Genomic DNA, 22,443 nt, shown 5'->3' on the forward strand with positions numbered 1-22,443 from the left:
AGTTGCGGAGGATGCCGGGGCTACTGCGCGCGCTCGATGCGGCCGACCAGGCTCGCGCGCTTGGGCGACCGTGCGGGCAGCATCTCGAGCGCCAGACGGAGGATCTCGGCATCCGCCTGCCCCTCGGGGATCTCGGCGTACGCCAGGAGCACGTCGAGGCTCGCCTCGGAGAGCATCGCCTCACGCAGGCCGGCGCGCACGGTCTCGCGGAACTCCTCGACGCCGGGCGAGGTCGATTCCGGAAGCACGGGCCCGCGATACGCGGTCAGCGCCACCCGATGCGCGCCGCGGTCGAGCAGCGACAGCACGTCGTGCGCATCCGTGTCGAGCGGCAGCGGCAGCCGGTACGGGCGCGACTCGGGCACGAGGTCGGGGGCGGTGCGCTCGAGCACCTTGCGCAGCCGCACCATCTCGGGCCGCAGTGTGTCGGGCGAGACGCCGGGGCCATAGACGAGCTCGCACAGACGCTCGGCGGAGAGCCCCTGCCGGTGTACGGCGAGCATCAACAGGATCGCCGCGTGACGGGCACTGAGCTCGATCATCGACTCCTCGTGCGCCGACTCGGTCTCGAGCCGGGCGCGATCACGTCCGAGCACATGCAGGGTCGCGCGCGCCGTCGCCTTCAGGCGCGCACCGGCCGTATGCGATCGTGGCGGTGTCTCGGCGCGCGAGCGCAGACGCGCGACGAGCATCTCCGATTCCACGGCGCGGGCGGTGGCGTCGACGAGCAGCCTCGCCTGCGGGCTCACGACCTCCGATCCGCCGGTGATGTCGATCACTCCCAGCACCCGCTGGGTCTCGGGGTCGCGCACCGGGGCGGCCGTGCAGGACCACGGGTGCACGAGCCGGTTGTAGTGCTCGGCGCCGCGGATCTGCACCGACTGTCCGAGTGCGAGCGCGGTTCCCGGAGCGGTCGTGCCCACGGCATCCTCCGCCCAGTTCGCCCCGGCCACGAAGCCCATCCCGTCGGTGAGCGACTGCAGCTGTCGGTCGCCCTCGATCCACAGCAGCCGCCCGGCCTGATCTCCGACGGCGATCACGACACCGGAGTCCTCCGACTCCCCGGGCAGCAGCAGCGCACGGATCATGTCCATCGCGGTCGCGAGCGGATGGGCGCGGCGGTAGGCGTCGAGCTCATCCGATGCGAGTTCCAGCACGGGCGCCGCCTCGGGGCCGACCCGTCCGCGCCACGAGCGCTCCCACGATTCGCGAACGAGCGGTCGTACCTGCGCGAGCCGCTGATCGTCGAGGTTTCCGGCGAGGAGTTCCTCGTGCGCGCGCTCGATGAGAAGGCGGGATGTCGCCGGATGGGCGTCCCGGGAGTCGTGCCACGACGCAGACACGGCAGTCTCCGATCATCGACGGTGGAGCTTCATGCCAGTGTATTGGCCGGGATGCCTCGGGGGAATGGGGGTCCGAGTGCTAGCATTCTGCTGTCAGGAGGCGAACATGGCCACGGTGACCATCCGGAATCTCAGCGATGAGGTCGTCGCTGCACTTAAGGCGCGCGCCAAGCGGAACTCCCGATCCATGGAGGCCGAGGTGCGCGAGCTGCTCCTGCGGTCCGTGAACGAGGACGGACCCGACAGTGGCCTGGAGGCGAGCCTGGCCCGACGACTGCCGGAGCGACGCTGGTCGGTCCGCGGCGGTGAGGTCATGGCCTGGATCGAGGCGAACCCCGCCCCTCCCGTCGATGCCGAGGCGTGGCTAGCCGATATCCGTGGCGACGGCGATGACGAAGATTTCCGCAACCCGTGGGAGCCTCGTGATTCTGCTTGACACGTCAGCGCTCGTCGACCTCTCTCTCATCGAGCTCCCCGACGAACCGATCGTGCTGAGCTCGATCAGCTATGCGGAACTGGAGTTCGGCGTGGAGGCCGCGGCAACAGACGAGCATCGCCGTGAACGCACGACGAGGTTGGCCTGGATCGAGGCCAACCTCGGTGCCGAATGGTTACCGTTCGACGTCGCTGCTGCGCAGAGCTATGCGAAGCTTGCGGCCCGCGTCGCCGAGCGACGACCGGCACACGCCCGAAGCAAAGACATCATGCTGGCCGGGCACGCCCACTCGCTCGGCGCGCGGCTCATGACGTTCAACGCGAAGGACTTCGAGCTCGTCGCCGACCAGGTCGAGATCGTCACCCCTACGCTGCGGGTATCCGGGCCGACGCTGCGCTGACTCAGCTGCGCGACGCCCACCACTCACGCAGGCGCTGTTCTGCGACCTCGGGTCCGAGCACGCCCTCGTCGAGCCGCAGCTCGAGCAGGAACTTGTAGGCCTCGCCCACCTCGCGACCGGGCGAGATGCCCAACACGGTCTGGATGCGGTTGCCGTCGAGCTCCGGACGGATGGAGTCGAGCTCCTCCTGCTCGCGCAGCGCCGTGATGCGCGACTCGATGTCGTCGTAGGCACCGGCGAGCCGTGAGGCCTTGCGCTTGTTGCGCGTTGTCACGTCGGCGCGGGTGAGGATGTGCAGGCGTTCGAGCTGATCCCCGGCGTCTCTCACGTAGCGGCGCACGGCGGAGTCCGTCCAGGCGCCCTCGGCGTAGCCGAAGAAGCGCAGATGCAGCTCGATCAGCGTCGCGACCGCACCCGTCGTCGCCGAGTCGAAGCGCAGCGCCTGCATCCGCTTGCGGGCCATGCGCGAGCCTACGACGTCATGGTGATGGAAGGTGACGACCCCGCCGTCTTCGAGCTTGCGCGTGCGCGGCTTGCCGATGTCGTGCAGCAGCGCCGCGATCCGCAGCGCCACGTCCGGTGCGGCGCCCGGATTGCGTGACGTCTCGAGCGCGATCGCCTGGCTCAGCACCGTGAGCGAGTGCTCGTAGACGTCCTTGTGGTGGTGGTGCTCATCGACTTCGAGCCGCAGGGCGCTGACCTCGGGCAGGAACTCGTCGATCAGGCCGCTGTCGACCAGCACGCGGATGCCCCGCACCGGGTCGTCGCTCTGCATGAGCCGCACGAGCTCCGACTGGATGCGTTCGGGACTCACGATCGTGAGGGTCTGGCGCAGCTGGGCGATCGCGTCGGCCGTCGTCTCCTCGACGCGGAAACCGAGCTGAGCGCTGAAGCGCGCTGCGCGCAGCATCCGCAACGGGTCGTCGCCGAACGAGATCGCCGGGTCGGCCGGGGTGCGTAGGAGACCGGCGACCAGATCTTCCACGCCTCCGGTCGGGTCGACCAGCTTGACCGAAGGCACCAGCAGCGCCATCGAGTTCACCGTGAAGTCGCGGCGCACGAGGTCGCCATCGATCGAGTCGCCGAACTCGACGGTCGGCTTGCGGGTGATGCCGTCGTAGCTGTCCGCGCGGTAGGTCGTGACCTCGACCTGTTCGCCCTGCACGCGCGCACCGATCGTGCCGAAGGCCCGGCCGATGTCCCACTGCGCGGTGGAGACGGGCTTGACGATCTTCATGATCTCGTCGGGCGAGGCGTTCGTGGTGAAGTCGAGGTCGTGGGTCTCGCGTCCGAGCAGCGCATCGCGCACCGGACCACCCACGACGGCCAGGTCGAAACCGGCATCCGTGAACGCCGCCGCGAGGGTGCGGACGACCGGATTCTCGGCCAGTGCACCGAGACGAGCGAGGCCGTCAGCCATGTTGAGCATGGGTTCCAGCGTACCGGGCGGGGTCGCGGAGGTAATGTGAGGCCCATCATGCAGCTGAGCACCTTCACGCCTCCCGCCACGCCCGCAGCCCGTGCGGCACGAGCCCTGGCGGCGCACTATCACTCCGAGTCGATGCAGAACCATGTGGTGAGGTCGTGGCTGTGGGCTGAGGCATTCGCCGTCGTCGAAGGGCGGGTCGGCATCGATCACGAGCTGCTGTACGTCTCGGCGATGCTCCACGACATCGGCATCGTGCCCGAGTTCGACAACGTGAATCTGTCGTACGAAGAGGCGGGCGGGCACGTCGCCGTGACGCTCACGACCGGCGCAGGGTGGGAGACGGATCGCAGCCGGCGCGCGCTCGACGTCATCATCCGGCACAACTGGCCGTCGGTCGATCCGGCGATGGATACCGAAGGCTACCTGCTCGAGATCGGCACGGCGCTCGACATCTCCGGCGCGCGGGCCGATGTCCTTCCCGCGAGCTTCCTGCGAGAGGTGCTGGCCGAGTACCCGCGCCTGGAGCTGGCGCGCGAGTTCGGTGACGGCGTCGTGGATCAGGCGACGCGCAAACCGCACACCTCCGCGCACCGGCTGGTCACCGGCGGAGTCGTGGGCAAGCTGGAGAACCACCCGCTCGATCGATTGCCCTGATCCGGGGGCCGATTCAGAACAGCGGGTTCTCACCCCTGGCCTGGGCGATGGCCTGCGTGCGTGCCTGCATCTGGCGCACCAGGAGCGCGCTCATCAGGAACCCGCCGACCAGGGCGACCGCGACGAGCAGCCAGATGCCGACGTCGGAGTCGATCACCTCGAAGCCGTAGATCGCGACCGCGAGGATCAGCAGCACCGGCCCCTCGATCAGCGCGAACCCGAGGAACAACCGGGTCTGCCTGGCGCGGAAGTGCGCCTCGACCGCCCGGACGCGGGCATCGACCGAGTCTCCTCCGGCGTAGCTCATGGCCTCAGGGTACCGATGCGTCCTCAGGACTGCTCGGGCACTCGCATTCCGGGTGGTGGTGACGGATGCCGGAGCATCCGTTCATCTGCCGGACGCTCGGAGGTCAGCCCGTGGTCATCCCGCTTCGATGGGCTGAAGGGGCCCCGTGCGGCTGAGCACGAAAACCCCACCCCACAAAGGACAGACATGACCTCCCCCACCCCTGCGGTGCGGTGGCGGCGTCACGGACTCACGTCCGTCGCGCTCCTCGCCCTGCTCGGCGGCGCCGTCGTCGCCCCCGCGGCCCTCGCCGCACCCGACCCCGAGGTGCCCACCGGTTCGCTGATCACCGGCGATACCGCGTGGCACTACCTGGATGACGGGTCCGACCCCTCGCCGGCGCCCTCGGCCCTGCGCGACTGGACGCTCCCCGCCTACGACGACAGCGCCTGGAAGACCGCAGCCGGATCCTTCGGCGCGAAGAACGGCAAGCTCGGCGCCGTCGGACCGCAGACGCCGAAGACGCTCCTCAACCACTACCTCGACGGCACGAAGGCTCCCACCGTGCCCACGTACTTCTTCCGCACGACCTTCGAACTCGGCACCGGTGTGGCCGAGCAGGTCGCCGCGCTCCAGAGCACCATCACCTACGACGACGCGATCATCGTGTGGATCAACGGCGAGGAGGTCGCCCGCTACGTCGACGGCCGCATCACCGACACGAAGAACGTCGAGTACGCCGGCGACTCCAACGGCGACCCGCTCACGAGCACGTTCAGCGCCGAGGGCGAACTGCTGCACGACGGCACGAACACGATCGCCGTCTCGCTGTTCCAGGACCGTGAGACCAGCTCCGACATCTACTTCGACATGTCGTCGCTGACGCTGATCAAGGCATCCGACCCGAGCACCCCCGTGGTCGCCCCGCCCACGCGCGTCATCCTCACCCCCACTGAGAACCCCGAGATCTCGCAGTCGTTCAGCTGGCTCGCCGGCGACGCCTCGCACACCTCGGGCCAGGTGGAGATCGCCCCGTCTGCCGGCGGTGACACCCGCACGATCGACGCCTATGACGCGGGCGTCGTGAACGGCAACCCCAACAAGCACTTCTCGGCCACGGTCACGAGCCTGACGCCGGCCACGGAGTACCGCTACCGCGTCGGTCTCGCCGGCAGCTGGAGCGACTGGTACGAGTTCACGACCGCCGACCCGAACGCGACGGACTTCCAGTTCATCTACTACGGCGACGCGCAGATCGGCCTCGACACGACGTGGCCGAGCGTCGTGAAGCAGGCCGAGGCGAACGCCCCGCGTTCGATCGGATCCGTGCACGCGGGCGACCTGATCAACACCTCGAGCAACGAGAACGAGTGGGTCAACTGGTTCAAGGGCATGAAGGACTCCGCGGTCCGCACCAACGTGATGGCGGCGCCCGGCAACCACGAGTACTCCGGCGACAAGCTGCTCACGGCATGGAAGGCCGCGTTCGAGTACCCGCGCAACAACCCGTCGACGAGCTCGATCGGCGACCTCGCCGACCTCGCGAAGGGTGACACCGACGTCGCGAAGCAGTACCGCGCGCTGTTCGACCACTGGAGCGCCTTCGCCGCCGAGACGGCGTACTACACCGACTATCAGGACGTCCGGTTCATCACGCTCAACGCGACGCGCGATGCGACATTCCTCACGCCCCCGGCACTCCCGTCGTGCTCGGGTGCGGAGTGCCCGCTGGCGAAGGGCGAGGAGCTGTGGATCCGCTTCCAGGGCGCCTGGCTCGACCTGCTGCTGCAGAACAGCCCGTCGAAGTGGAACGTCGTCACGTTCCACCAGCCGGTCTTCTCCGCCTCCGAGGGTCGCGACGAACCGAAGCTGCGCGCCGACTGGGTGCCCGTCTTCCAGCGCAACGACATCGACCTGGTGCTCATGGGTCACGACCACACGTACGCACGCGGCTACCTGAACACCGACGCCACCGAGACCCCCGGTCTCACCACCGGCCCGGTGTACGTCGTGTCGAACTCCGGCGCGAAGCACTACGACCTCGAGACGCCCGAGAAGAACGTCTGGACCAACAACGGCGCCACCCAGGTGCTGCGCGGTCAGGGCGTCACGACGTACCAGGTGATCGACGTGTCGAAGAACCAGCTCGTCTACAAGTCGTACCTCGCCGAGAAGACCGAGAACTCCACGACCGACCTCCCCGTCGGCGCCGTCTACGACACCTTCACGGTGACCAAGTCTGATGCCGGTGAGAAGTGGGTCACCGAGAAGGGTGTCACGCCTCCCGTCACCCAGCCCGAGGTTCCCGCCGAGATCGAACTGGGTGCGGCATCCGTCGCGGCCGGTGGCAAGCTCACCGTGGCCGGAAGCGGCTTCCCGGCCGACGCCGAGCTGCGGTTCGAGCTGCGGTCCGACCCGGTCGACCTGGGTACGGTCACGGCCGATGCCGACGGCGCCTTCAGCCGCGCGCTCACGATCCCGGCATCCACTCCGGCCGGCACGCACACGCTCGCCGTGATCCGCGCCGACGGCACCGAGGTCACGACCTCGCTCACCGTCACCGCGGCATCCACCGGTGGCAACGAGACGCCCGGCACCGGTGGGGCGACCGACGGCGACCTCGCCACGACCGGGGCCGACAGCATGCCGTACATCATCGGCGCCGTGGTGCTGCTCGCACTGGGTCTCGGCCTGTTCGCGATGCGCCGCCGCCGTCAGCCTGCAGAGGTGGACGCCGAGTAGTCGACGGCATCCGTGGGCGTCGTCGGGCTTCGGCCCGGCGGCGCCCTCTCGCGTTCCGGCCCGTAACGATTCCAGATCGTGCCGCACGCAGGGGCATCTCCCACCCCTGCGCACCCTAGGCTCGTGCCATGCACCGTCGGATTCGCGTCGTCCTCCTGTCTGCCACCGTCGCGGTGATCGGTCTCTCGCTGGCTGCCTGTTCCCCAGCGAATGGGCCGGCTGCGACGCCCTCGTCGTCGTCGCCGCTCCCCTCGCCGTCGGCCACCCCCACGCCCTCCGACCGCACCGTGGAGGTCTCGGTCGAAGGCCTCGCGATCGATGGAGGCGCCGTCATCGGCTACGCCGATTCGGACGCGGCGATCGCCGCCCTCACCGACGCCTTCGGATCGGCACCGACCGAAGGGAGCGTCGAGGGTCCGTACGGCAGCGTGTACGCCGGATTCGACTGGGACGGAACGAAGGCCACGGTCGGTGAGACTCGGTTCGACGTGGTCGTGTCGGCAGATGCCCCCGGGGTCACGTTCCTCACACCGGAAGGACTCGGCATCGGTTCGACGCGTGCGGATGCTGTCGCGGCCGGCGCGGAGGACGAGTGGGATGAGGACGGTGACGGCACAGCCGACTACCTCAAGATCGGCATGCGCGAAGTACCGGACACCGTGTCGCTCGTGCATCCGGGCGAGGTCGGCGTGGAGTACATCACCCTGCAGATCACCGACGACGTCATCACCCGCATCAGCAGCGGCGGCAACGACTTCAGCGACATCTGATCCGACTCGGCTGCGCCGCGCCCGAGCACGACTTCGGATGCCACTCACGACACACCGTCGTTTCGGCATCCTGGGCGGCGTGTCCTCCGCCATCTCCGAAGTTGTGTGCCGGAAGGCTACCCCGCACGTGAGATAACCTTCGACCGAGTCCGTCCCGCCGAAGGAGAGCCCGTGCCCGCGAACGATGTGATGGCCGACGAGACCGATCGGATCGTCGCTGCGGCCCTGCAGGTGAACGGGCGCGCCTCGTGGGGTGAGATCGGCCGTGTGGTCGATCTGCCCGAGCGCACCGTGGCCCGTCGAGGACAGCGGCTGCTCGATCGCGGGCTGGTGCGTGTCTCGACCTACGTCGATCCCGCTCGCGTGCTGCATGCCCGCGCCGTGCTCTTCCGCATCACGACCGAGCCCCATGCCCTCTGGTACGTGGCTCGCACCCTGGCGCGCCGATCCGATGCCTCCTCCGTGTCGGTCCTGGAGGGAAGCAGCGACATCGCCGGGATGCTGCTGCCGCGCGATGACGCGTCGATCCGCGAGCTGCTGTTCACCGACTTCCCCGAGCTGGAGGGCATCGCGTCGATCAACGTGACCACGGTGCTGAAGTTCTTCCGCTCCGGACACGACTGGCGCGCCGGTGTGCTGACCGATGCGCAGGCACGGATGCTCGACGAGTCCTCGGGCTCGGAGGTCGACCCCGCCGATGCACTGAGCGAAGACGAGGAGGCGCTGATCAGGCTCCTGCTGAAGGACGGGCGGATGCCGGTAGCCCAGCTCGCGCGCGCCCTCGGCCTGAATGTCACGACCACCCGCCGGCGCATGGAGTCCCTGAACCGGCGCGGCCTGATGCACCCTCGCACCGAGGTGGTGCCCAGCCTGTTCGGCCTGGGCCTGGAGGCCCTGGTGTGGTTGCGCGTACCGATGGACCGCCTCGAGAAGGTGGGCACCGCGCTGGCGGCTGCCCCCGAGGTGAAGTTCATCGCGGCGACCACCGGAACCTCGCAGCTGCTCGCCAACGTGCTGGTGAAGGACGCCGACGAGTTCTACCGGTTCCTCACCGGTCCTGCCGTGGCGGGACACGACGGCCTCGAGGTCGTCGAGTCGCTCGTGGTCATCACGCCGGTGCTGCGCGGGTCGCTCATCGTTGACGAGGCACCCGAGGCACTGGCCATTGACATGCCGACGGGAGCCATCCGCTTGTAGGCCGATTCTGTTACGAGCGTGTAAAGAAGTGGCGAGATCGTTCGCTAGAGCTTGACGCAGTGGCGAATTAGGGCGACTATCTCTCCAGGGGCCTTCACCCCGGGAGAGGACGACCGTGTTCACGGCAACTGGAGACGACTGGGCGGATCGCGCTGCGACCCTGCGCCTGCGCACCCGCATGTTCATCGACGGCAGCTGGGAGGCCGGTTCGGCGGAGCCCCTCGCCCCGACGAGCCCTCGCGACGGTCGGGCCCTCCCCGAGATCTCTGCCGCCTCGGTCTCCGACGTCGACCGGGCCGTGCGCTCCGCACGCCGCACCTTCGACTCCGGCGTGTGGTCGCGCATCGCGCCCCGTGAACGAGGCCAGCTGCTCATCGCCTTCGCGCAGAGGATCCACGACAACGCGGAAGAGCTCGCCCTCACCATCTCGCTCGAGATGGGCAAGCCCGTGCGCGAGGCACTGCAGACCGAGCTCCGCGCTGTCGTGAACTGCTTCCGCTGGTACGGCGAGGCCGCCGACAAGGTCCTCGACGAGATGCCCGTCACCGCACCCGACAGTCTGGCTCTGGTCACCCGCGAGCCCGCCGGTGTCGTCGCGGCCGTCGTGCCATGGAACTTCCCGCTCACGATGACCGCCTGGAAGCTCGCCCCCGCGCTCGCGGTCGGTAACAGCGTGGTGCTCAAGCCCGCCGAGCACACCACGTTCTCGGCGCTCCGCCTCGCGGAGCTCGCCCACGACGCCGGCATCCCCGCCGGAGTGCTCAACGTCGTCCCCGGTGCCGGACACATCGCCGGCCGTGCGCTCGGCGAGCACCACGACGTCGACGTCGTGACCTTCACGGGCTCACCCGAGGTGGGCCGCCGGTTCCTCGGCTACTCCGCGGCATCCAACGGCAAGCGCGTCTGGCCCGAGCTCGGTGGCAAGACCGCGAGTCTGGTGCTGCCGGATGCCGATCTGGAGAAGGCCGTGCGCGCCACCGCCGACGGCTGCTTCTACAACCAGGGGCAGATGTGCACCGCATCCTCCCGCCTACTGGTGCCACGTGCACAGCACGAACGCGCCATGGAGATCGCTGCCGATGTGGCGCGGAACAGCCTTCCCGCCGACCCCTTCGATGTGAGCACCTCGATGGGTGCGATCGTGAGCGAGAAGCAGCTTGCGGGAATCGCGGGCTTCGTGGAGCGCGCCCAGGCGGAAGGCGGCGTGCTCGCCGCCGGCAGCGCGGAACGGTTCTCCGCCGTCGACGGCGGCAGCTACTTCGCCCCGGTCGTGCTCGGAGTGACCCCTGCGCACGAGGTCGCCCAACGCGAGGTCTTCGGCCCCGTGCTCTCGGTCATCGCCTACGACGACGTGGAAGACGCACTCACGATCGCCAACGGCACCGAGTTCGGGCTCGCCGCGGCGCTGTGGAGCAATGACCTGAACGCCGTGCACACCCTCTCGCGCCGACTGCGCGCCGGGATCGTCTGGGTCAACTGCTTCGAGGAGGGCGACATGACGATCCCGTTCGGCGGGGTCAAGGGTTCCGGCTTCGGTCGTGACAAGAGCCTGCACGCCATGGAGAAGTTCACCGATCTGAAGACCACCTGGATCGCACTCTCGTGACCCGTCCCTTCATCGGCATCACCACGTGGCGCCGTTTCATCGACACCGACCTGGGCACGGGGCGACCCGCGCACAGCCTCGGCACCGAGTACTCCGCGCCCATCGAGGCCGCAGGGGCAGCCGTCGTGCTGTTGCCGCCGACCGCGGGTGTCGACGACGTGCTCGACCGCCTGGACGGACTCGTGCTCTCCGGCGGCGAAGACGTGCATCCAGCACGCTACGGCGCCGAGCCGCAGACCGGAAAGACGTATGACCCGGCCCGCGACGAGTTCGAGATCGCTCTCGCGCTCGGCGCTCGCGAGCGCGGCCTGCCCGTGCTCGCGATCTGCCGTGGCATGCAGGTGAGCAACATCGCGTTCGGGGGCTCCCTGATCGTCGACATCCCCTCCACCGATGACCATCACCCCGTGCGCGGTGCCGATGAGCAGCTCTCGGCCAGGCATCCCGTCTCGTTCGCGGCGGACAGCCGACTCGCCGCCCTGTACGGCGTGCGCGACCGCGTCGTGAACACCATCCACCACCAGTCCGTCGACATCCCCGCCCCCGGTCTGCACCCGGTCGCGTGGGCGCCGGACGGCATCGTCGAAGCAGTCGAGGCCGACGGCGACTGGCCCTTCTGGGCGGTGCAGTGGCATCCCGAGAAGATGATCGACCCCGTCGAGGCCGCAGAGGAGCTCCCGCTGTTCGCGGCGTTCGTCTCGGCCGCCCGTGAACGAGCAGTGGAACACGCCACTGCGGAGAAAGGAACACGATGACCAAGCAGGTCTTCCTCGAGTACGAGAACGGCGTCCGCGCCGTCGCCACCCTGTTCGAGGACCTCGCCCCTCGCACGTGCGAAGCCATGTGGGGTGCGCTGGAGAAGCCGGTCACCATGCAGGCGATGCACGCCATGTACGCCGGACCCGAGGTCATGGTCGGACTGCCCGAGGAGGCGCAGAACTTCGACCCCGAGAAGGTGCCGTTCGAGAACCAGCAGGTCGTGCCCGCACCGGGCGATCTGCAGTGGTACTGGCAGCGTCCGATGCAGATGGGCGGCCTGCCGTTCGAGTGGTACGAGATCGGAGTCTTCTACGATCGTGGTGCACGTACTCTCGGCCCGCTCGGATGGACACCCGTCAACATCTGGGGCGGCATCACCGAAGGATTGGCGGAGTTCGCCAAGGAGAGCGCGGCGATCCGCATCGACGGAGCGAAGCAGCTCACCATCGGACGCCTGGTCTAGGCGTCCATTCCGTGCTGGACCCATCCCGAAGGAGCAGTGCATGAATACCCGAAGAATTCTCACGACCGGAGCGCTCGTCGCCGCCGGTGCCCTCGTCCTCGCCAGTTGTTCAGCCGGTGATGACAGCGCAGCATCAGGAGGCGACAAGGAGTTCGCCGGCGAGACCATCGTCGTCACCTCGTTCGGTGGCGACTGGGAGAAGGCCTTCATCGAGGCCGTCGTCGATCCCTTCGAGGAGGAGACCGGTGCGAAGGTCGAACTGATCACGCTGTACAGCGCCGACGCCCTCGCGCAGGTCACCGCCCAGAAGGCGAGCCCGCAGATCGACGTCGTGCACTTCTCCGGCGGCCAGGAGTTCACCGCGGCCAAGGACGGGCTCATCGCCCCGATCGCTGCCGACGAGCTCTCGGAGTCCGGTGACCTCATCGACCTCGCGACCGCCGGTCTTGAGCGGGGCGAAGGACCCGTCATCCAACTCGCCCCGATCGGGCTCGTCTACAACACCGAGGCGGATGCCCCCGCTCCCACCTCGTGGCTCGATCTGTTCGACGAGGCCTATGCAGGGCATGTCGCGCTCACGGACTTCTCGAACACGTACGGAGTGCTCTCGATGCTCCGTGTCGCCGACGCACTCGGCGGCGGCATCGAGGACCCGTCCCAGGCGATCGCCGACCTCGGTGCCCTGGCATCGTCCGGTGACGCGATCGTCGTCCCCACCTCGCCCGATCTGCAGACCGCGTTCGCCCAGCGCGCGACCTGGATCGCTCCCTACGCGATGGACTACGCCGGCACGCTGCAGGACGCAGGGCTGCCGGTCGAGTTCATCGTTCCGGAGGAGGGGGCCACGGCATCCCTCATCACGGCGAACGTGGTCGAGGGTCGCGACAACCCGGAGCTCGCCAAGCTCTTCATCGACTTCGAGCTGCGCCCCGAAGCGCAGACCGTCTTCGCGGAGAACATGCGGTACTCCCCGGTGAACACCAAGGCCGAGCTCTCGGGCGACGCCGCGGATGCGGTGCTGACCGGTGACGAGCTGGACAACGTGGTGGTCTACGCGCCCGGCGACATCGCGGCCGACCGTCAGTCCTGGACCGACGAGTGGAATGCGCTGATCACCAAATGAGCGTCCGAACCCGTAGGGAGCCCTGGCTCCTGCTCCTGCCGGCGATCGTGCTGCTCACGCTCGCCTTCATCACCCCGGTGGCTGGCATGCTCCTCATGAGCGTGCAATCGTCGGCAGGCGGGTTCACCCTCGACAACTTCACCCGGTTGTTCACGAGTGAATATCACCTCCAGGCGGCGCTGCGTTCGCTCCGCCTGGGGGTGATCCAGACGGTCATCACCCTCGTCCTGGCCATCCCCCTGTCGTACGTGATGGCGCGTGCCGGATCGAAGGTGCGCTCCTTCCTCCTGATCGTCGTCATCCTGCCGCTCATGACCAGCGTCGTCGTCCGCACGTTCGGATGGGTGGTGCTGATGGGCCCGTCCGGTCTGCTGATGAAGATCCCCGGCGCCGAGTTCCTCGTCGGCGGCACCCAGGGCTTCCTCGGCACCGAGACCGGTGTCGTGATCGCGATGGTGCAGGTGCTCCTGCCGTTCGCCGTGCTGAGCATCCTCGGCGTCATCTCCGGCATCACTCCGCAGCTGGAGGAGGCATCGCGCACGCTCGGCGCCGGCTTCTGGCGCACCCTCCGGCACGTCGTCCTCCCCCTCGCCGTCCCCGGCATCGTCGCCGGTGCCTCGCTCGTCTTCGTCCTCTCGGTGAGCTCGTTCATCACCCCGCGCTTCATCGGCGGGGCGCAGATCCCCGTGTTCGCCCAGACGATCTATGTCGACGCGACCACCAACCTCGACTGGTCGTTCGCGGCCGCGCAGGCCGTGCTGCTGTTCGCCGGCGTCATGCTCGTGCTCGCAGCGACATCCCGACTCGGGAAGCAGAAGGTGTGACCATGGTCCGTTCCGTTCCGATCCTCGGCAGGGTCCTCGCCATCGTGCTCGGCGTCGTCGTGACGCTGTACATGCTCGTCCCCCTCATGGTCGTCGCCGGCGCATCCGTGGGCGAGAACCGCTTCCTGACGTTCCCCGGCCAGGGCTTCACGCTCGACTGGTACGTCGAGGCACTCACCTCCGACACCTATCTCGAGCCCTTCCGGTTGAGCCTCATGGTCGGCATCACGGTGGCGATCGTCGCCGCATCCATCGGCACCGCAGCCGCCCTCGCGCTCACCCGGTTCAAGGTTCCGGGCGGCGCCGCCATCCAGGGTCTGCTGATGTCGCCCCTGACGATCCCCACGATCATCCTCGCGATCGGGGCCCTCTCGATCTCCTCTCTCACGATCGGGGCACCGAACGTCGGGGTGCTGATCGCCATCCACGTGGTCATCGCGATCCCCTACGTCATGCGCACCGTCACGGGCGTCATGACCAGGGCCGACCACTTCACCGAAGAGGCCGCCCGCACGCTGGGCGCCAGCGCCTGGAACCGCTACCGCCTGGTGGTGCTCCCGATCGCCCGCCCCGGCATCGCCGCCGGCGCGTTCTTCGCCTTCAACATCTCCTTCGACGATGCGGTCATCGCCCTCTTCCTGCGCACTCCGCAGCTGGAGACCCTGCCCATCGCCATCTACGGCCAGCTGGAGTTCAGCACGTCGCCCACCGTGGCGGCAGTCTCGACCCTCATGGTCCTGCTCACCGTCGTCCTCATGATCGTGCTCGAACGCATCATCGGCCTGGGAAGGTTGTTCGTCTGATGACAACACTCACCATCACCTCACTCACCAAGGACTTCAAGGGAACGTCGGTGCTCAAAGGCATCGACCTCTCGATGCAGTCGGGGGAGTTCGTCTCCCTGCTCGGCCCGTCCGGGTGCGGCAAGACGACACTCCTCCGCTGCATCGCGGGGTTGGAGTCGCCGAGCGGCGGCACCATCGAGATCGCAGGGCAGGACGTCACCAAGCTCCCGCCCGAGAAGCGCCACCTGGGCATGATGTTCCAGAGCTACGCGCTCTTCCCGCACATGAGCGTGGTCGAGAACGTGCGTTTCGGCCTGCGGATGTCCGGCGAGAAGTCGAAGGCAGAGCAGAAGGAACTCGCCGTTCGCGCGCTCGAGCGGGTGCAGATGGGTCACCTCGCCGATCGGATGCCGGCGCAACTCTCCGGCGGTCAGCAGCAACGTGTCGCACTCGCCCGCGCCATCGCCTTCGAGCCGCGGGTGCTGCTGCTCGACGAGCCGCTGTCGAACCTCGATGCCCGTCTGCGCGAAGACATGCAGGTCGAGCTGAAGGAGCTGCACCGCACACTCGGCCTGACCACGGTATTCGTCACGCACGATCAGGAGGAGGCGATGAGCCTGTCCGACCGGATCGTGCTCATGAACGCCGGCGTCATCGAGCAGGAGGGTGCGCCCGCCGATCTGTACGGCGCCCCGCGCACCCCCTTCGCGGCCGACTTCATCGGCGCGGCGAACCTGCTCCCTGCGACGCGCGCGGGCGCGACTGCCACTTTGGACGGCACGGCGATCCAGGTACCGCTGACCGCCGAAGGCCCTGACGGGGTCGGCGAGGTCGTGCTGCGCCAGGAGGATCTGCGACTGTCTCCCGCCGTGGGCAGCGATGCGCCCGTGGCCGTCGAGGTCGTCACGCACGTCTACCGCGGTGCCGACATCGTCTACATCGTCGAGCTCGCCGGTCGCCGGCTGCGCGTGGTGCGTCCACGGCACGAGGCCCCGATCGCCCTCGGCACCGCCGGCCTCGGCTGGCGTGACGGCGCGGTCCTCTGGATCGCGGCTGCCTGACCCCCGGGTCGGGTTGCCTGACCCCCGGCCGCGAGCGCCGTCCTGGGACGCCGAACCCTGCGGCCTCGCCATCCTCGGTCGTAGGATCGGGGCGTGACCGCCGACGAGCACTCCGACACCTCACGCCGAGGATTCCTCAAGATGGGCGGCGCCGCCCTCGCCGGCGCCGTGGTCGGCGGGGCGGGAGGTGCAGCGATCGGCGCCGGTATGGCCGCGAACGACCGCCGCGGCTTCGCCACCGAGCCCGATCCGTTCGCCGCCCTCACCCCCCGTAAGGAGCCCGGCTTCGACCATGTCGTCGTCGTGATGGGCGAGAACCGCTCCTTCGACAACCTGCTCGGCTACCTGTACGCGAAAGACACCCTCCCCAGCGGCGAGACCTTCGACGGACTCGCGTTCGGCGACCACAGCAACACCGCGCCCGACGGCACCATCGTACCCGCGCATGTGCACGGGGGAGACACCGACCGCATCATGAGCCTTCCCGACCCGGATCCGGGCGAGGAGTACCCGCACGTCAACACGCAGCTCTTCGACACGATCGACCCGGCATCCAACGCCGACCTCTACGTCGACGGCATGCACGCGCCGTTCAATGCTCCCGCGCACGGCACGAAACCGACCATGGCGGGGTTCCTCACCGACTACCACGTCAACCTGCGCCGACTTCGCAGGGGCGTCGAACCGTCGATCGACGAGACCAGACACATCATGGGCTCGTTCTCGCCCGAGATGCTGCCGGTGCTGTCGACCCTCGCCGCCGAGTTCGCGGTGTTCGACCACTGGTACGCCGGAGTGCCCTCCCAGACCTTCTGCAACCGCTCGTTCTTCCATGCCTCGACCTCGCACGGCTTCGTGACCAATCAGGCCGGCGGCGGGTACCGCAAGTGGCTCGACGCTCCCGCCGCCCCGACGGTGTTCAACCGGCTCGAAGACGCGGGCGTCTCGTGGAAGGTCTACATCGACAAGATCCAGCTCGTCTCGTTCACGGGGATGCTGCACGCCGCGGTGCTCGAGAAGTACTGGCGCACCGAGCACTTCGGCACGATGGAGGACTTCTACGCCGACTCGAAGAACGGCACCCTCCCCGCCTACGCGTTCATCGAGCCGCGCATGGTCTACGACCACAACGACTTCCACCCCCCGTTCGGTTCGGTGCGGGAGAGCGCGGTCGACGGCTCCGACGTGTTCGACAGCGCGATCTCCGATGTGCGCGCGGGCGATCGACTCATCCACGACATCTACGAGGCCGTGCGCACCAGCGCCTCGCCGAGGGGCTCGAACGCCGTCAACACCCTGCTGCTGATCACCTTCGACGAGCACGGCGGATGCTACGACCACGTGCCGCCTCCCTCCGCCACGAAACCGACTCCCGACACCGGTGCGGGCGAGATGGGTTTCACGTTCGACCGACTCGGATGCCGCGTGCCGGCGATCGCGGTATCGGCGTACACGCGGCGCGGCTCGATCATCCACGACGAGATGCACCACGGCTCCGTCACAGCCACGCTCTCGCGCCTGCACGGGCTGAAGCCGCTGAACGACCGCGACCAGTCGGCCAACACGCTCATGAACGTCGTGAACCTCACCCAGCCGCGGCATCCCGCCGACTGGCCGATCACGACCCCCGCCTACACGCCGCCGAATCCCGAGCAGAATCCACCCCACCCCGGCGAGAAGGATCAGGAGAGGCCGCTCACTCCCCCTGCCCGCGGACTACTGGGGTTGCTGATCGCACGTTATGGCCGTCCGGACGAGCCGGAGCCCGAGACCTTCGCCGACGCCTACCGCCTGCTGCACGAACACGGCGAGGAGCTCTTCGGACCGCCGAAGGGCTGACCGCTGACCGCTGACCGCCCCGTTCGACCGCGGCGCCCAGCGCCGGATCACTCCCGCTTCGAACGCCGCCGGCGCGACACGATCAGCAGCGTTGCACCGAGGATGAGCACGACCCCGCCGGCGGCGGCCCACGCGAACGTCTCGGGTCCGAGTCCGGTACCGGCGAGCGGACCGCCGCCGGCGCCGACGCCGGGGGTCGGACTCGCGGTGTCGGTCGGTGTCGGAGTCGGGCTCGGCGTGACCACCACGGCCGAGAGCGTGAAGTCCTGATCCGCGACCGCCTCACCCGCAGCCGTGATCACCACGGTGCGCGTCGCGGGGCCGACGATCGTCGTCCCGTCCGGCGCGACCACCGTGAGCGTGTACGTACCCGGCGGGAGGGCACCGAGCCCGAATGATCCGTCGGCATCGGTCGTCTGCTGCTGTGGCCCTGTCGGACCCGTGATCCGGATGCCGACTCCACCGACCGGATCGCCGCCGGCGGTGCGCACGACACCGTCGAAAGCACCCAGGCGCGCGAGCGCGAAGTCCACGTCGTCGATGTCATCCGCACCCACCGCCTCGGCGCGGGTGACGGGTCCGTCGGCGACGTAGCCGCCCGGAGTCGTGATCGTGATGTCGTAGTCTCCCGCCGACAGTCGTGGGAACGAGTAGGTGCCGTTCGCATCGGTCACCGTGCTGCGGGTGCCTCCCGCACCGCTCGCCGTGACGGTGACTCCCGCCACGCCGCTGCCGTTCGACGTCACCGTACCGCTCAGTGCGGGGTTCTCGGCCAGCTCGAAGTCGATGTTCTCGATGGGAACCTCGCTGTCGGCGGGAATCGTGAACGGCGCAGGAGCATCGGTGATCGTGTATCCAGGAGGGGCGGTGATCGTCGCGGTGTGCGTGCCCACCGGAACCGAATCGAACAGGTAGCGCCCATCGGCATCGGTGGTCGCGGTCTGGCCGTCGATCGTCACTGTCACGCCCGGCACAGGGTCTCCGTCGTCGTCGGTGACCTGCCCCGAGACTGCGACAGGCACGATGTCGCGCACGGTGAAGTCGGCGACGGCATCCGCATCCGTGAGGTCGGCGGCCTGCACGGTCGCTCCCGTCGCGATCTTCCCGGCCGGAGGGCTCACGCGCACGAGGTATCCGTCGGTCGCGACGAACCCGGGGAACGCGTAGGAGCCGTCGATGCCGGTCGTGCTCGTGCCGACGACCGTGCCGTTGGCGTCGACCAGAGTCAGCGCGACGCCCTCGAGCGGGCCGTCGACCACATCGGTGACGGTACCCGTGATGTCACGGGTCAGGGAGGCGAACCAGGTCTGGTACACCGGGAACCCGGCGCGACGGGTGAAGACGACGCTGAGGGAACGGATCGGCACGTTCGGCTCGAACCAGGCGGCCGCGCCACTGGTGTCGGCCGCAGCCGCGTTGCCGGTGAGGGTGAGTGTCGCCGGGTTCCAGACGGGCACGTCATCCGCGGCGCCTGTGCAGGAGGGCTTTCCCACGATTCCGGGGGCACAGTAGTTGAACCCGCCCTGGAAGCCGAGCTCGGCCGCGGTGAGTACCTGCCCGTCGGCACCGATCGCGTGGATGCGCACCGCATCGGCGTCGATGTCGCCCAACACGAAGGCCCACCCCGACGCGGGCGTCGGTGCGGGGAATGAGTAGGTCGTGGTCGACGGGCTCGACGCGTTGTCCGCCTTGGGCCGCAGGTTCAGGTAGGGCTGATTCAGGCTCGAACCGTACTTCGCCCCGACGGGCGTGCCCTGCGCCAACCACACGGATGCCCCGGAGATCACACCCACCTGGCCGGCGCGGGAGTCGCTCGTCATCGTCGCCGTCACGGCCGGTTGTGCGGCGATGGCGACGGTGGTCGTGTAGGCGCCGCCCGTGCCCGTCAAGGGCTGCCAGGTCGCCCAGGTGGTGGTGGTGGCCGCCGACGCGGGCGCGGCGAGCAGAGCCGCCGTCAGTACCACGACTGCTCCGACGAGAGTGCCCTTGCCACGCGCACGCATGCGCACAGGCTACTCCGGTATACCGGAATGCCACAGGATGGATATGGAGTCGACCCCGTGGACCCGGGCCGGGCACCTCGGTACCCGGCCCGGGAGATCAGATCGCGTAGCCCTGCACGGCGCCCTCCGTGTTCGGCTTCCACCCCAGGGCGGGAGCCACGTGCTCGGCGAACGCCTGGAGCACATGCAGGTTGTAGTCGACACCCAGCTGATTCGGGATCGTCAGCATCAGGGTGTCGGCCGACATCACGGCCTCATCCTTCTTCAGCTGTTCGATCAGCACATCAGGCTCTGCCGCGTAGGTCTTACCGAACGTCGAGCGGAAGCCGTCGATCACACCGATCTGGTCGCCGTTCTCCTCACTGCGCAGCCCGAAGTAGGCGCGGTCCATGTCGGAGATCAGCGGGAACACGCTACGACTCACCGAGACGCGTGGAGCACCGGTGTGACCGGCATCCTTGTACGCGGTCCGGAACAGGTCGATCTGTTCACGCTGCAACTCGTGGAACGGCTGCCCGGTCGCCTCGGTCACGAGCGTGGAACTCATCATGTTGAGCCCCTTGCGCCCGGTCTCCTCGGCGGTCGCGCGCGAGCCGGATCCCCACCAGATGTGATCACGCAGCGTCGGCGACTGCGGCTCGATCGCGAGGTACCGGCCGGCACCCACCATCCGCGGGTCGCCGGGAGCGAGTCCCTCACCGTCGATCGCCCGCAGGAAGATGTCGAACTTCTCTCTGGCGAGGACGCCACCGCGCTCCGGATCCTCCTGGTCGAGGTAGCCGAAGGTCTCGTACCCGCGCAGAGCCGTCTCGGGTGACCCACGGCTCACGCCGAGCGCGATGCGTCCGTCGGCGATCAGATCGAGCGCAGCCGCCTCCTCCGCGAACTGCAGCGGGTTCTCGTAGCGCATGTCGATGACACCGGTGCCGACCTCGATGCGCTGCGTGCGTGCAGCCATCGCGGCCAGCAGCGGCATGGGCGACGCCGCCTGGCGTGCCCAGTGGTGCACACGCACCGAGGCGCCGTTGACACCGATCTCATCGGCACCCTCGGCGATCGCGATGGTCTGCTTCAGCATGTCGCCCGCCGTGCGGGTCGCCGAGCCCTGCACATCGGCGTAGTGCCCGAAAGAGAGGAATCCGAAAGCCTTCATGATCTATGCGAACGAATGGATGCCGCGAACTATTCCGCCGGCACCAGGAAGCCGTCGAGCACAAGAGCCCGGATGCGCGGCTCCATCTCCGCCCAGAGATCCGCGAGAGGCACCTCGAACAGGTCCGCGAGCGCCGCGGCGATCTGACCGACGGTGAGCTCCCCATCACAGGCGCCGACGAATGCGGCGAGCGCGGGGTCGACGTTGATGGTGCGCGCGAAGCCGCCGCCCTGGCGCAGTTCGATCACGCTCGGGTCGTCATTGCCGGGCAACAGGTGGCGCGCCTCGGTGACATCGGACGCCGTGATCAGCGTCGCCGGGATGCCGCCGTCGAGCAGATCATGCCCGTGCAGGCCGGTGCCCAGTGCCTCTCCGACCCCCGAGACGTGCTGTGCGAGCCGTTCGGTACGCCGGAGGGGCGTACCGACGCCTCGGCGCAGCAGCACATAGCCGAAGCCGATCGACGACACGTCGCGCGCGGCGAAGTCGTCGAGCCAGGCGGTCAGCAGCGGGGTGAAGGCCGCGTCGCGCGGGGTGGTGCCACCGTCGCGGATCCACAGCTCCGCGTACGCCAACGGGGTGAGCTGTTCGCGCTCGACCACCCACAGGTCGAGATCGGTCGGCACCCAGGCCTCGAGGCGAGCGAGACCTGTCACGCCGGCGCGCGACTCCCAATTGCCGAGCAACTGCGCGATGCCGCCCGCGGTGAGGAACATCGGTGCCGTGCGCACGAAGAGCTCGACCAGCGCGTCACCCACCAGTCCCCCGTCGCGGTACTCGTACTCCGGCACATGCTCGCCGCGCGGGGTGATGACGAACGGGGGATTCGACACGATCAGGTCGAAAGCCTCGCCCTCGACAGGCTCGAACATGCTCCCCCGGCGGAACTCGATGTTCCCGACACCGTTGATGAGGGCGTTCATCTCGGCATACGCGAGCGCCCGCGCCGAGATGTCGGTCGCGATCACGGTTCCCGCCCGACGAGCGACGAGCAGTGCCTGGATGCCGCACCCGGTGCCGAGGTCGAGGGCGCGGTCCACCTCGATGGGCACGACGATCTCCGCGAGCGTGCGCGAAGCCCCGCCGACCCCCAGCACGTGATCGGCCGGGAGCGCACCGTCGAGCGCGACCTCATCCAGATCGCTCGCGATCCACCATTCCCCCACGCCGTCGGCATCGACGAACGACTGCGGCCGGAGCAGGGCGACGGGGCTCACGGTGTCGGCATCCGCCACCGCGAGTCCGAGCGAGACGAGTCCGTCGATTCCCAGGCGCGGAAGCGCGGTGGCGACCGTCGGCACCGGCTGCGGCATGCCGAGCACGAACAGTCGGCCGAGCGTCGCCAGCACCCCGGTGTCGCCGGCGATGGCGCGAAGGATCGGTTCGCGCATCCCCCGGGCCAGGGCATCGTCGGCCTCTTCTCCCCACAGCCGCCGCAGAGGCTCTGATCGGAGGTCGGCGGCGTCGAGATCGGCGGCGAAAGCAGCGCACTGCACGGGCTCGGGAACGGGTGCGGGGGTGTCGGACACGGCCGTCACTCTACGCGTCTTCAGGGTTCTCCTTCCTCCGG

20 protein-coding genes are annotated in these 22,443 nt (G+C 68.7%); 14 read left to right on the plus strand and 6 right to left on the minus strand.

What is annotated here, in order from left to right; all coding sequences use genetic code 11:
- Window positions 1-20: 20 nt before the first annotated feature.
- Complete coding sequence (locus tag P0Y60_01425) at window positions 21-1,343, minus strand: GAF domain-containing protein (protein ID WEK61450.1); 1,323 nt, start codon at window positions 1,341-1,343, stop codon at window positions 21-23.
- Between the two features lie 106 nt (window positions 1,344-1,449).
- Between P0Y60_01425 and P0Y60_01430 the strand changes: the two genes are divergently transcribed.
- Both P0Y60_01430 and P0Y60_01435 read left to right on the plus strand, forming a co-directional pair.
- Window positions 1,450-1,779 carry a hypothetical protein gene (locus tag P0Y60_01430; GenBank protein ID WEK61451.1) on the plus strand — a complete coding sequence of 110 codons (330 nt, stop codon included), beginning with the start codon at window positions 1,450-1,452 and terminating at the stop codon, window positions 1,777-1,779.
- Window positions 1,766-2,179, plus strand: coding sequence for a PIN domain-containing protein (locus P0Y60_01435; protein ID WEK61452.1), 414 nt, complete (start codon window positions 1,766-1,768; stop codon window positions 2,177-2,179). Before P0Y60_01430 ends, P0Y60_01435 begins: the two co-directional genes overlap by 14 nt.
- Before the next feature lies 1 nt (window position 2,180).
- On the opposite strand, the gene P0Y60_01440 is transcribed toward P0Y60_01435, so the two are convergent.
- Complete coding sequence (locus P0Y60_01440; protein WEK61453.1) at window positions 2,181-3,608, minus strand: CCA tRNA nucleotidyltransferase; 1,428 nt, start codon at window positions 3,606-3,608, stop codon at window positions 2,181-2,183.
- A gap of 48 nt (window positions 3,609-3,656) precedes the next feature.
- Between P0Y60_01440 and P0Y60_01445 the strand changes: the two genes are divergently transcribed.
- Window positions 3,657-4,262, plus strand: coding sequence for a cyanamide hydratase (locus P0Y60_01445; protein ID WEK61454.1), 606 nt, complete (start codon window positions 3,657-3,659; stop codon window positions 4,260-4,262).
- A 13-nt stretch (window positions 4,263-4,275) separates the two neighbouring features.
- Here the strand turns inward: P0Y60_01445 and P0Y60_01450 are convergent, their stop codons facing one another.
- Window positions 4,276-4,569, minus strand: coding sequence for a hypothetical protein (locus tag P0Y60_01450; GenBank protein WEK61455.1), 294 nt, complete (start codon window positions 4,567-4,569; stop codon window positions 4,276-4,278).
- Between the two features lie 186 nt (window positions 4,570-4,755).
- Here P0Y60_01450 and P0Y60_01455 point away from each other — a divergent pair, with 186 nt between their 5' ends.
- The 11 genes from P0Y60_01455 (at window position 4,756) to P0Y60_01505 (ending at window position 17,717) form a co-directional block, all read left to right on the plus strand.
- Window positions 4,756-7,290, plus strand: coding sequence for a metallophosphoesterase family protein (locus P0Y60_01455; protein WEK61456.1), 2,535 nt, complete (start codon window positions 4,756-4,758; stop codon window positions 7,288-7,290).
- A 128-nt stretch (window positions 7,291-7,418) separates the two neighbouring features.
- Window positions 7,419-8,060, plus strand: coding sequence for a hypothetical protein (locus P0Y60_01460; protein WEK61457.1), 642 nt, complete (start codon window positions 7,419-7,421; stop codon window positions 8,058-8,060).
- A 171-nt stretch (window positions 8,061-8,231) separates the two neighbouring features.
- Window positions 8,232-9,257, plus strand: a complete 1,026-nt coding sequence (locus P0Y60_01465) for an Lrp/AsnC family transcriptional regulator (protein ID WEK61458.1) — start codon at window positions 8,232-8,234, stop codon at window positions 9,255-9,257.
- 115 nt (window positions 9,258-9,372) lie between these two features.
- The gene (locus tag P0Y60_01470) at window positions 9,373-10,863 is read left to right on the plus strand and encodes an aldehyde dehydrogenase family protein (protein ID WEK61459.1); all 1,491 of its coding nucleotides are present in this window, start codon (window positions 9,373-9,375) and stop codon (window positions 10,861-10,863) included.
- The gene (locus tag P0Y60_01475) at window positions 10,860-11,618 is read left to right on the plus strand and encodes a gamma-glutamyl-gamma-aminobutyrate hydrolase family protein (protein ID WEK61460.1); all 759 of its coding nucleotides are present in this window, start codon (window positions 10,860-10,862) and stop codon (window positions 11,616-11,618) included. Before P0Y60_01470 ends, P0Y60_01475 begins: the two co-directional genes overlap by 4 nt.
- Window positions 11,615-12,085 carry a DUF3830 family protein gene (locus P0Y60_01480; protein ID WEK61461.1) on the plus strand — a complete coding sequence of 157 codons (471 nt, stop codon included), beginning with the start codon at window positions 11,615-11,617 and terminating at the stop codon, window positions 12,083-12,085. Before P0Y60_01475 ends, P0Y60_01480 begins: the two co-directional genes overlap by 4 nt.
- 40 nt (window positions 12,086-12,125) lie before the next feature.
- Window positions 12,126-13,208 (plus strand): polyamine ABC transporter substrate-binding protein, encoded by a 1,083-nt coding sequence (locus P0Y60_01485; GenBank protein WEK61462.1) that lies wholly within the window; start codon window positions 12,126-12,128, stop codon window positions 13,206-13,208.
- Window positions 13,205-14,032: an ABC transporter permease gene (locus P0Y60_01490; protein WEK61463.1), complete on the plus strand. Its 828-nt coding sequence runs from the start codon at window positions 13,205-13,207 to the stop codon at window positions 14,030-14,032. The genes P0Y60_01485 and P0Y60_01490 overlap by 4 nt, the downstream gene beginning before the upstream one ends.
- 2 nt (window positions 14,033-14,034) lie before the next feature.
- On the plus strand, window positions 14,035-14,835 hold the full coding sequence (locus tag P0Y60_01495) for an ABC transporter permease (protein ID WEK61464.1): 801 nt from the start codon (window positions 14,035-14,037) through the stop codon (window positions 14,833-14,835).
- Window positions 14,835-15,878: an ABC transporter ATP-binding protein gene (locus P0Y60_01500; GenBank protein ID WEK61465.1), complete on the plus strand. Its 1,044-nt coding sequence runs from the start codon at window positions 14,835-14,837 to the stop codon at window positions 15,876-15,878. The genes P0Y60_01495 and P0Y60_01500 overlap by 1 nt, the downstream gene beginning before the upstream one ends.
- Window positions 15,879-15,971: 93 nt before the next feature.
- The gene (locus tag P0Y60_01505) at window positions 15,972-17,717 is read left to right on the plus strand and encodes an alkaline phosphatase family protein (protein ID WEK61466.1); all 1,746 of its coding nucleotides are present in this window, start codon (window positions 15,972-15,974) and stop codon (window positions 17,715-17,717) included.
- A 47-nt stretch (window positions 17,718-17,764) separates the two neighbouring features.
- Here the strand turns inward: P0Y60_01505 and P0Y60_01510 are convergent, their stop codons facing one another.
- The 3 genes from P0Y60_01510 to P0Y60_01520 all read right to left on the minus strand — a co-directional run bounded on the left by P0Y60_01510 (window position 17,765) and on the right by P0Y60_01520 (window position 22,402).
- Window positions 17,765-19,720 (minus strand): carboxypeptidase regulatory-like domain-containing protein, encoded by a 1,956-nt coding sequence (locus P0Y60_01510; GenBank protein ID WEK61467.1) that lies wholly within the window; start codon window positions 19,718-19,720, stop codon window positions 17,765-17,767.
- A gap of 97 nt (window positions 19,721-19,817) precedes the next feature.
- Entirely contained in the window at window positions 19,818-20,873 is a 1,056-nt protein-coding gene (locus P0Y60_01515) for an LLM class flavin-dependent oxidoreductase (protein WEK61468.1), read from the minus strand.
- 29 nt (window positions 20,874-20,902) lie between these two features.
- On the minus strand, window positions 20,903-22,402 hold the full coding sequence (locus tag P0Y60_01520) for a methyltransferase (GenBank protein WEK61469.1): 1,500 nt from the start codon (window positions 22,400-22,402) through the stop codon (window positions 20,903-20,905).
- Window positions 22,403-22,443: the final 41 nt, after the last annotated feature.

It is taken from the genome of Candidatus Microbacterium colombiense (assembly GCA_029203165.1).
GTDB classification, from domain to species: Bacteria; Actinomycetota; Actinomycetes; order Actinomycetales; family Microbacteriaceae; genus Microbacterium; species Microbacterium colombiense.

Coding starts and splice junctions, on each gene's coding strand:
- P0Y60_01515 (WEK61468.1), bottom strand. CDS start 20,873: ATGAAGGCTTTCGGATTCCTCTCTTTCGGGCACTACGCCGATGTGCAG.
- P0Y60_01485 (WEK61462.1), top strand. CDS start 12,126: ATGAATACCCGAAGAATTCTCACGACCGGAGCGCTCGTCGCCGCCGGT.
- P0Y60_01460 (WEK61457.1), top strand. CDS start 7,419: ATGCACCGTCGGATTCGCGTCGTCCTCCTGTCTGCCACCGTCGCGGTG.
- P0Y60_01450 (WEK61455.1), bottom strand. CDS start 4,569: ATGAGCTACGCCGGAGGAGACTCGGTCGATGCCCGCGTCCGGGCGGTC.
- P0Y60_01430 (WEK61451.1), top strand. CDS start 1,450: ATGGCCACGGTGACCATCCGGAATCTCAGCGATGAGGTCGTCGCTGCA.
- P0Y60_01495 (WEK61464.1), top strand. CDS start 14,035: ATGGTCCGTTCCGTTCCGATCCTCGGCAGGGTCCTCGCCATCGTGCTC.
- P0Y60_01455 (WEK61456.1), top strand. CDS start 4,756: ATGACCTCCCCCACCCCTGCGGTGCGGTGGCGGCGTCACGGACTCACG.
- P0Y60_01490 (WEK61463.1), top strand. CDS start 13,205: ATGAGCGTCCGAACCCGTAGGGAGCCCTGGCTCCTGCTCCTGCCGGCG.
- P0Y60_01510 (WEK61467.1), bottom strand. CDS start 19,720: ATGCGTGCGCGTGGCAAGGGCACTCTCGTCGGAGCAGTCGTGGTACTG.
- P0Y60_01440 (WEK61453.1), bottom strand. CDS start 3,608: ATGCTCAACATGGCTGACGGCCTCGCTCGTCTCGGTGCACTGGCCGAG.
- P0Y60_01445 (WEK61454.1), top strand. CDS start 3,657: ATGCAGCTGAGCACCTTCACGCCTCCCGCCACGCCCGCAGCCCGTGCG.
- P0Y60_01500 (WEK61465.1), top strand. CDS start 14,835: ATGACAACACTCACCATCACCTCACTCACCAAGGACTTCAAGGGAACG.
- P0Y60_01480 (WEK61461.1), top strand. CDS start 11,615: ATGACCAAGCAGGTCTTCCTCGAGTACGAGAACGGCGTCCGCGCCGTC.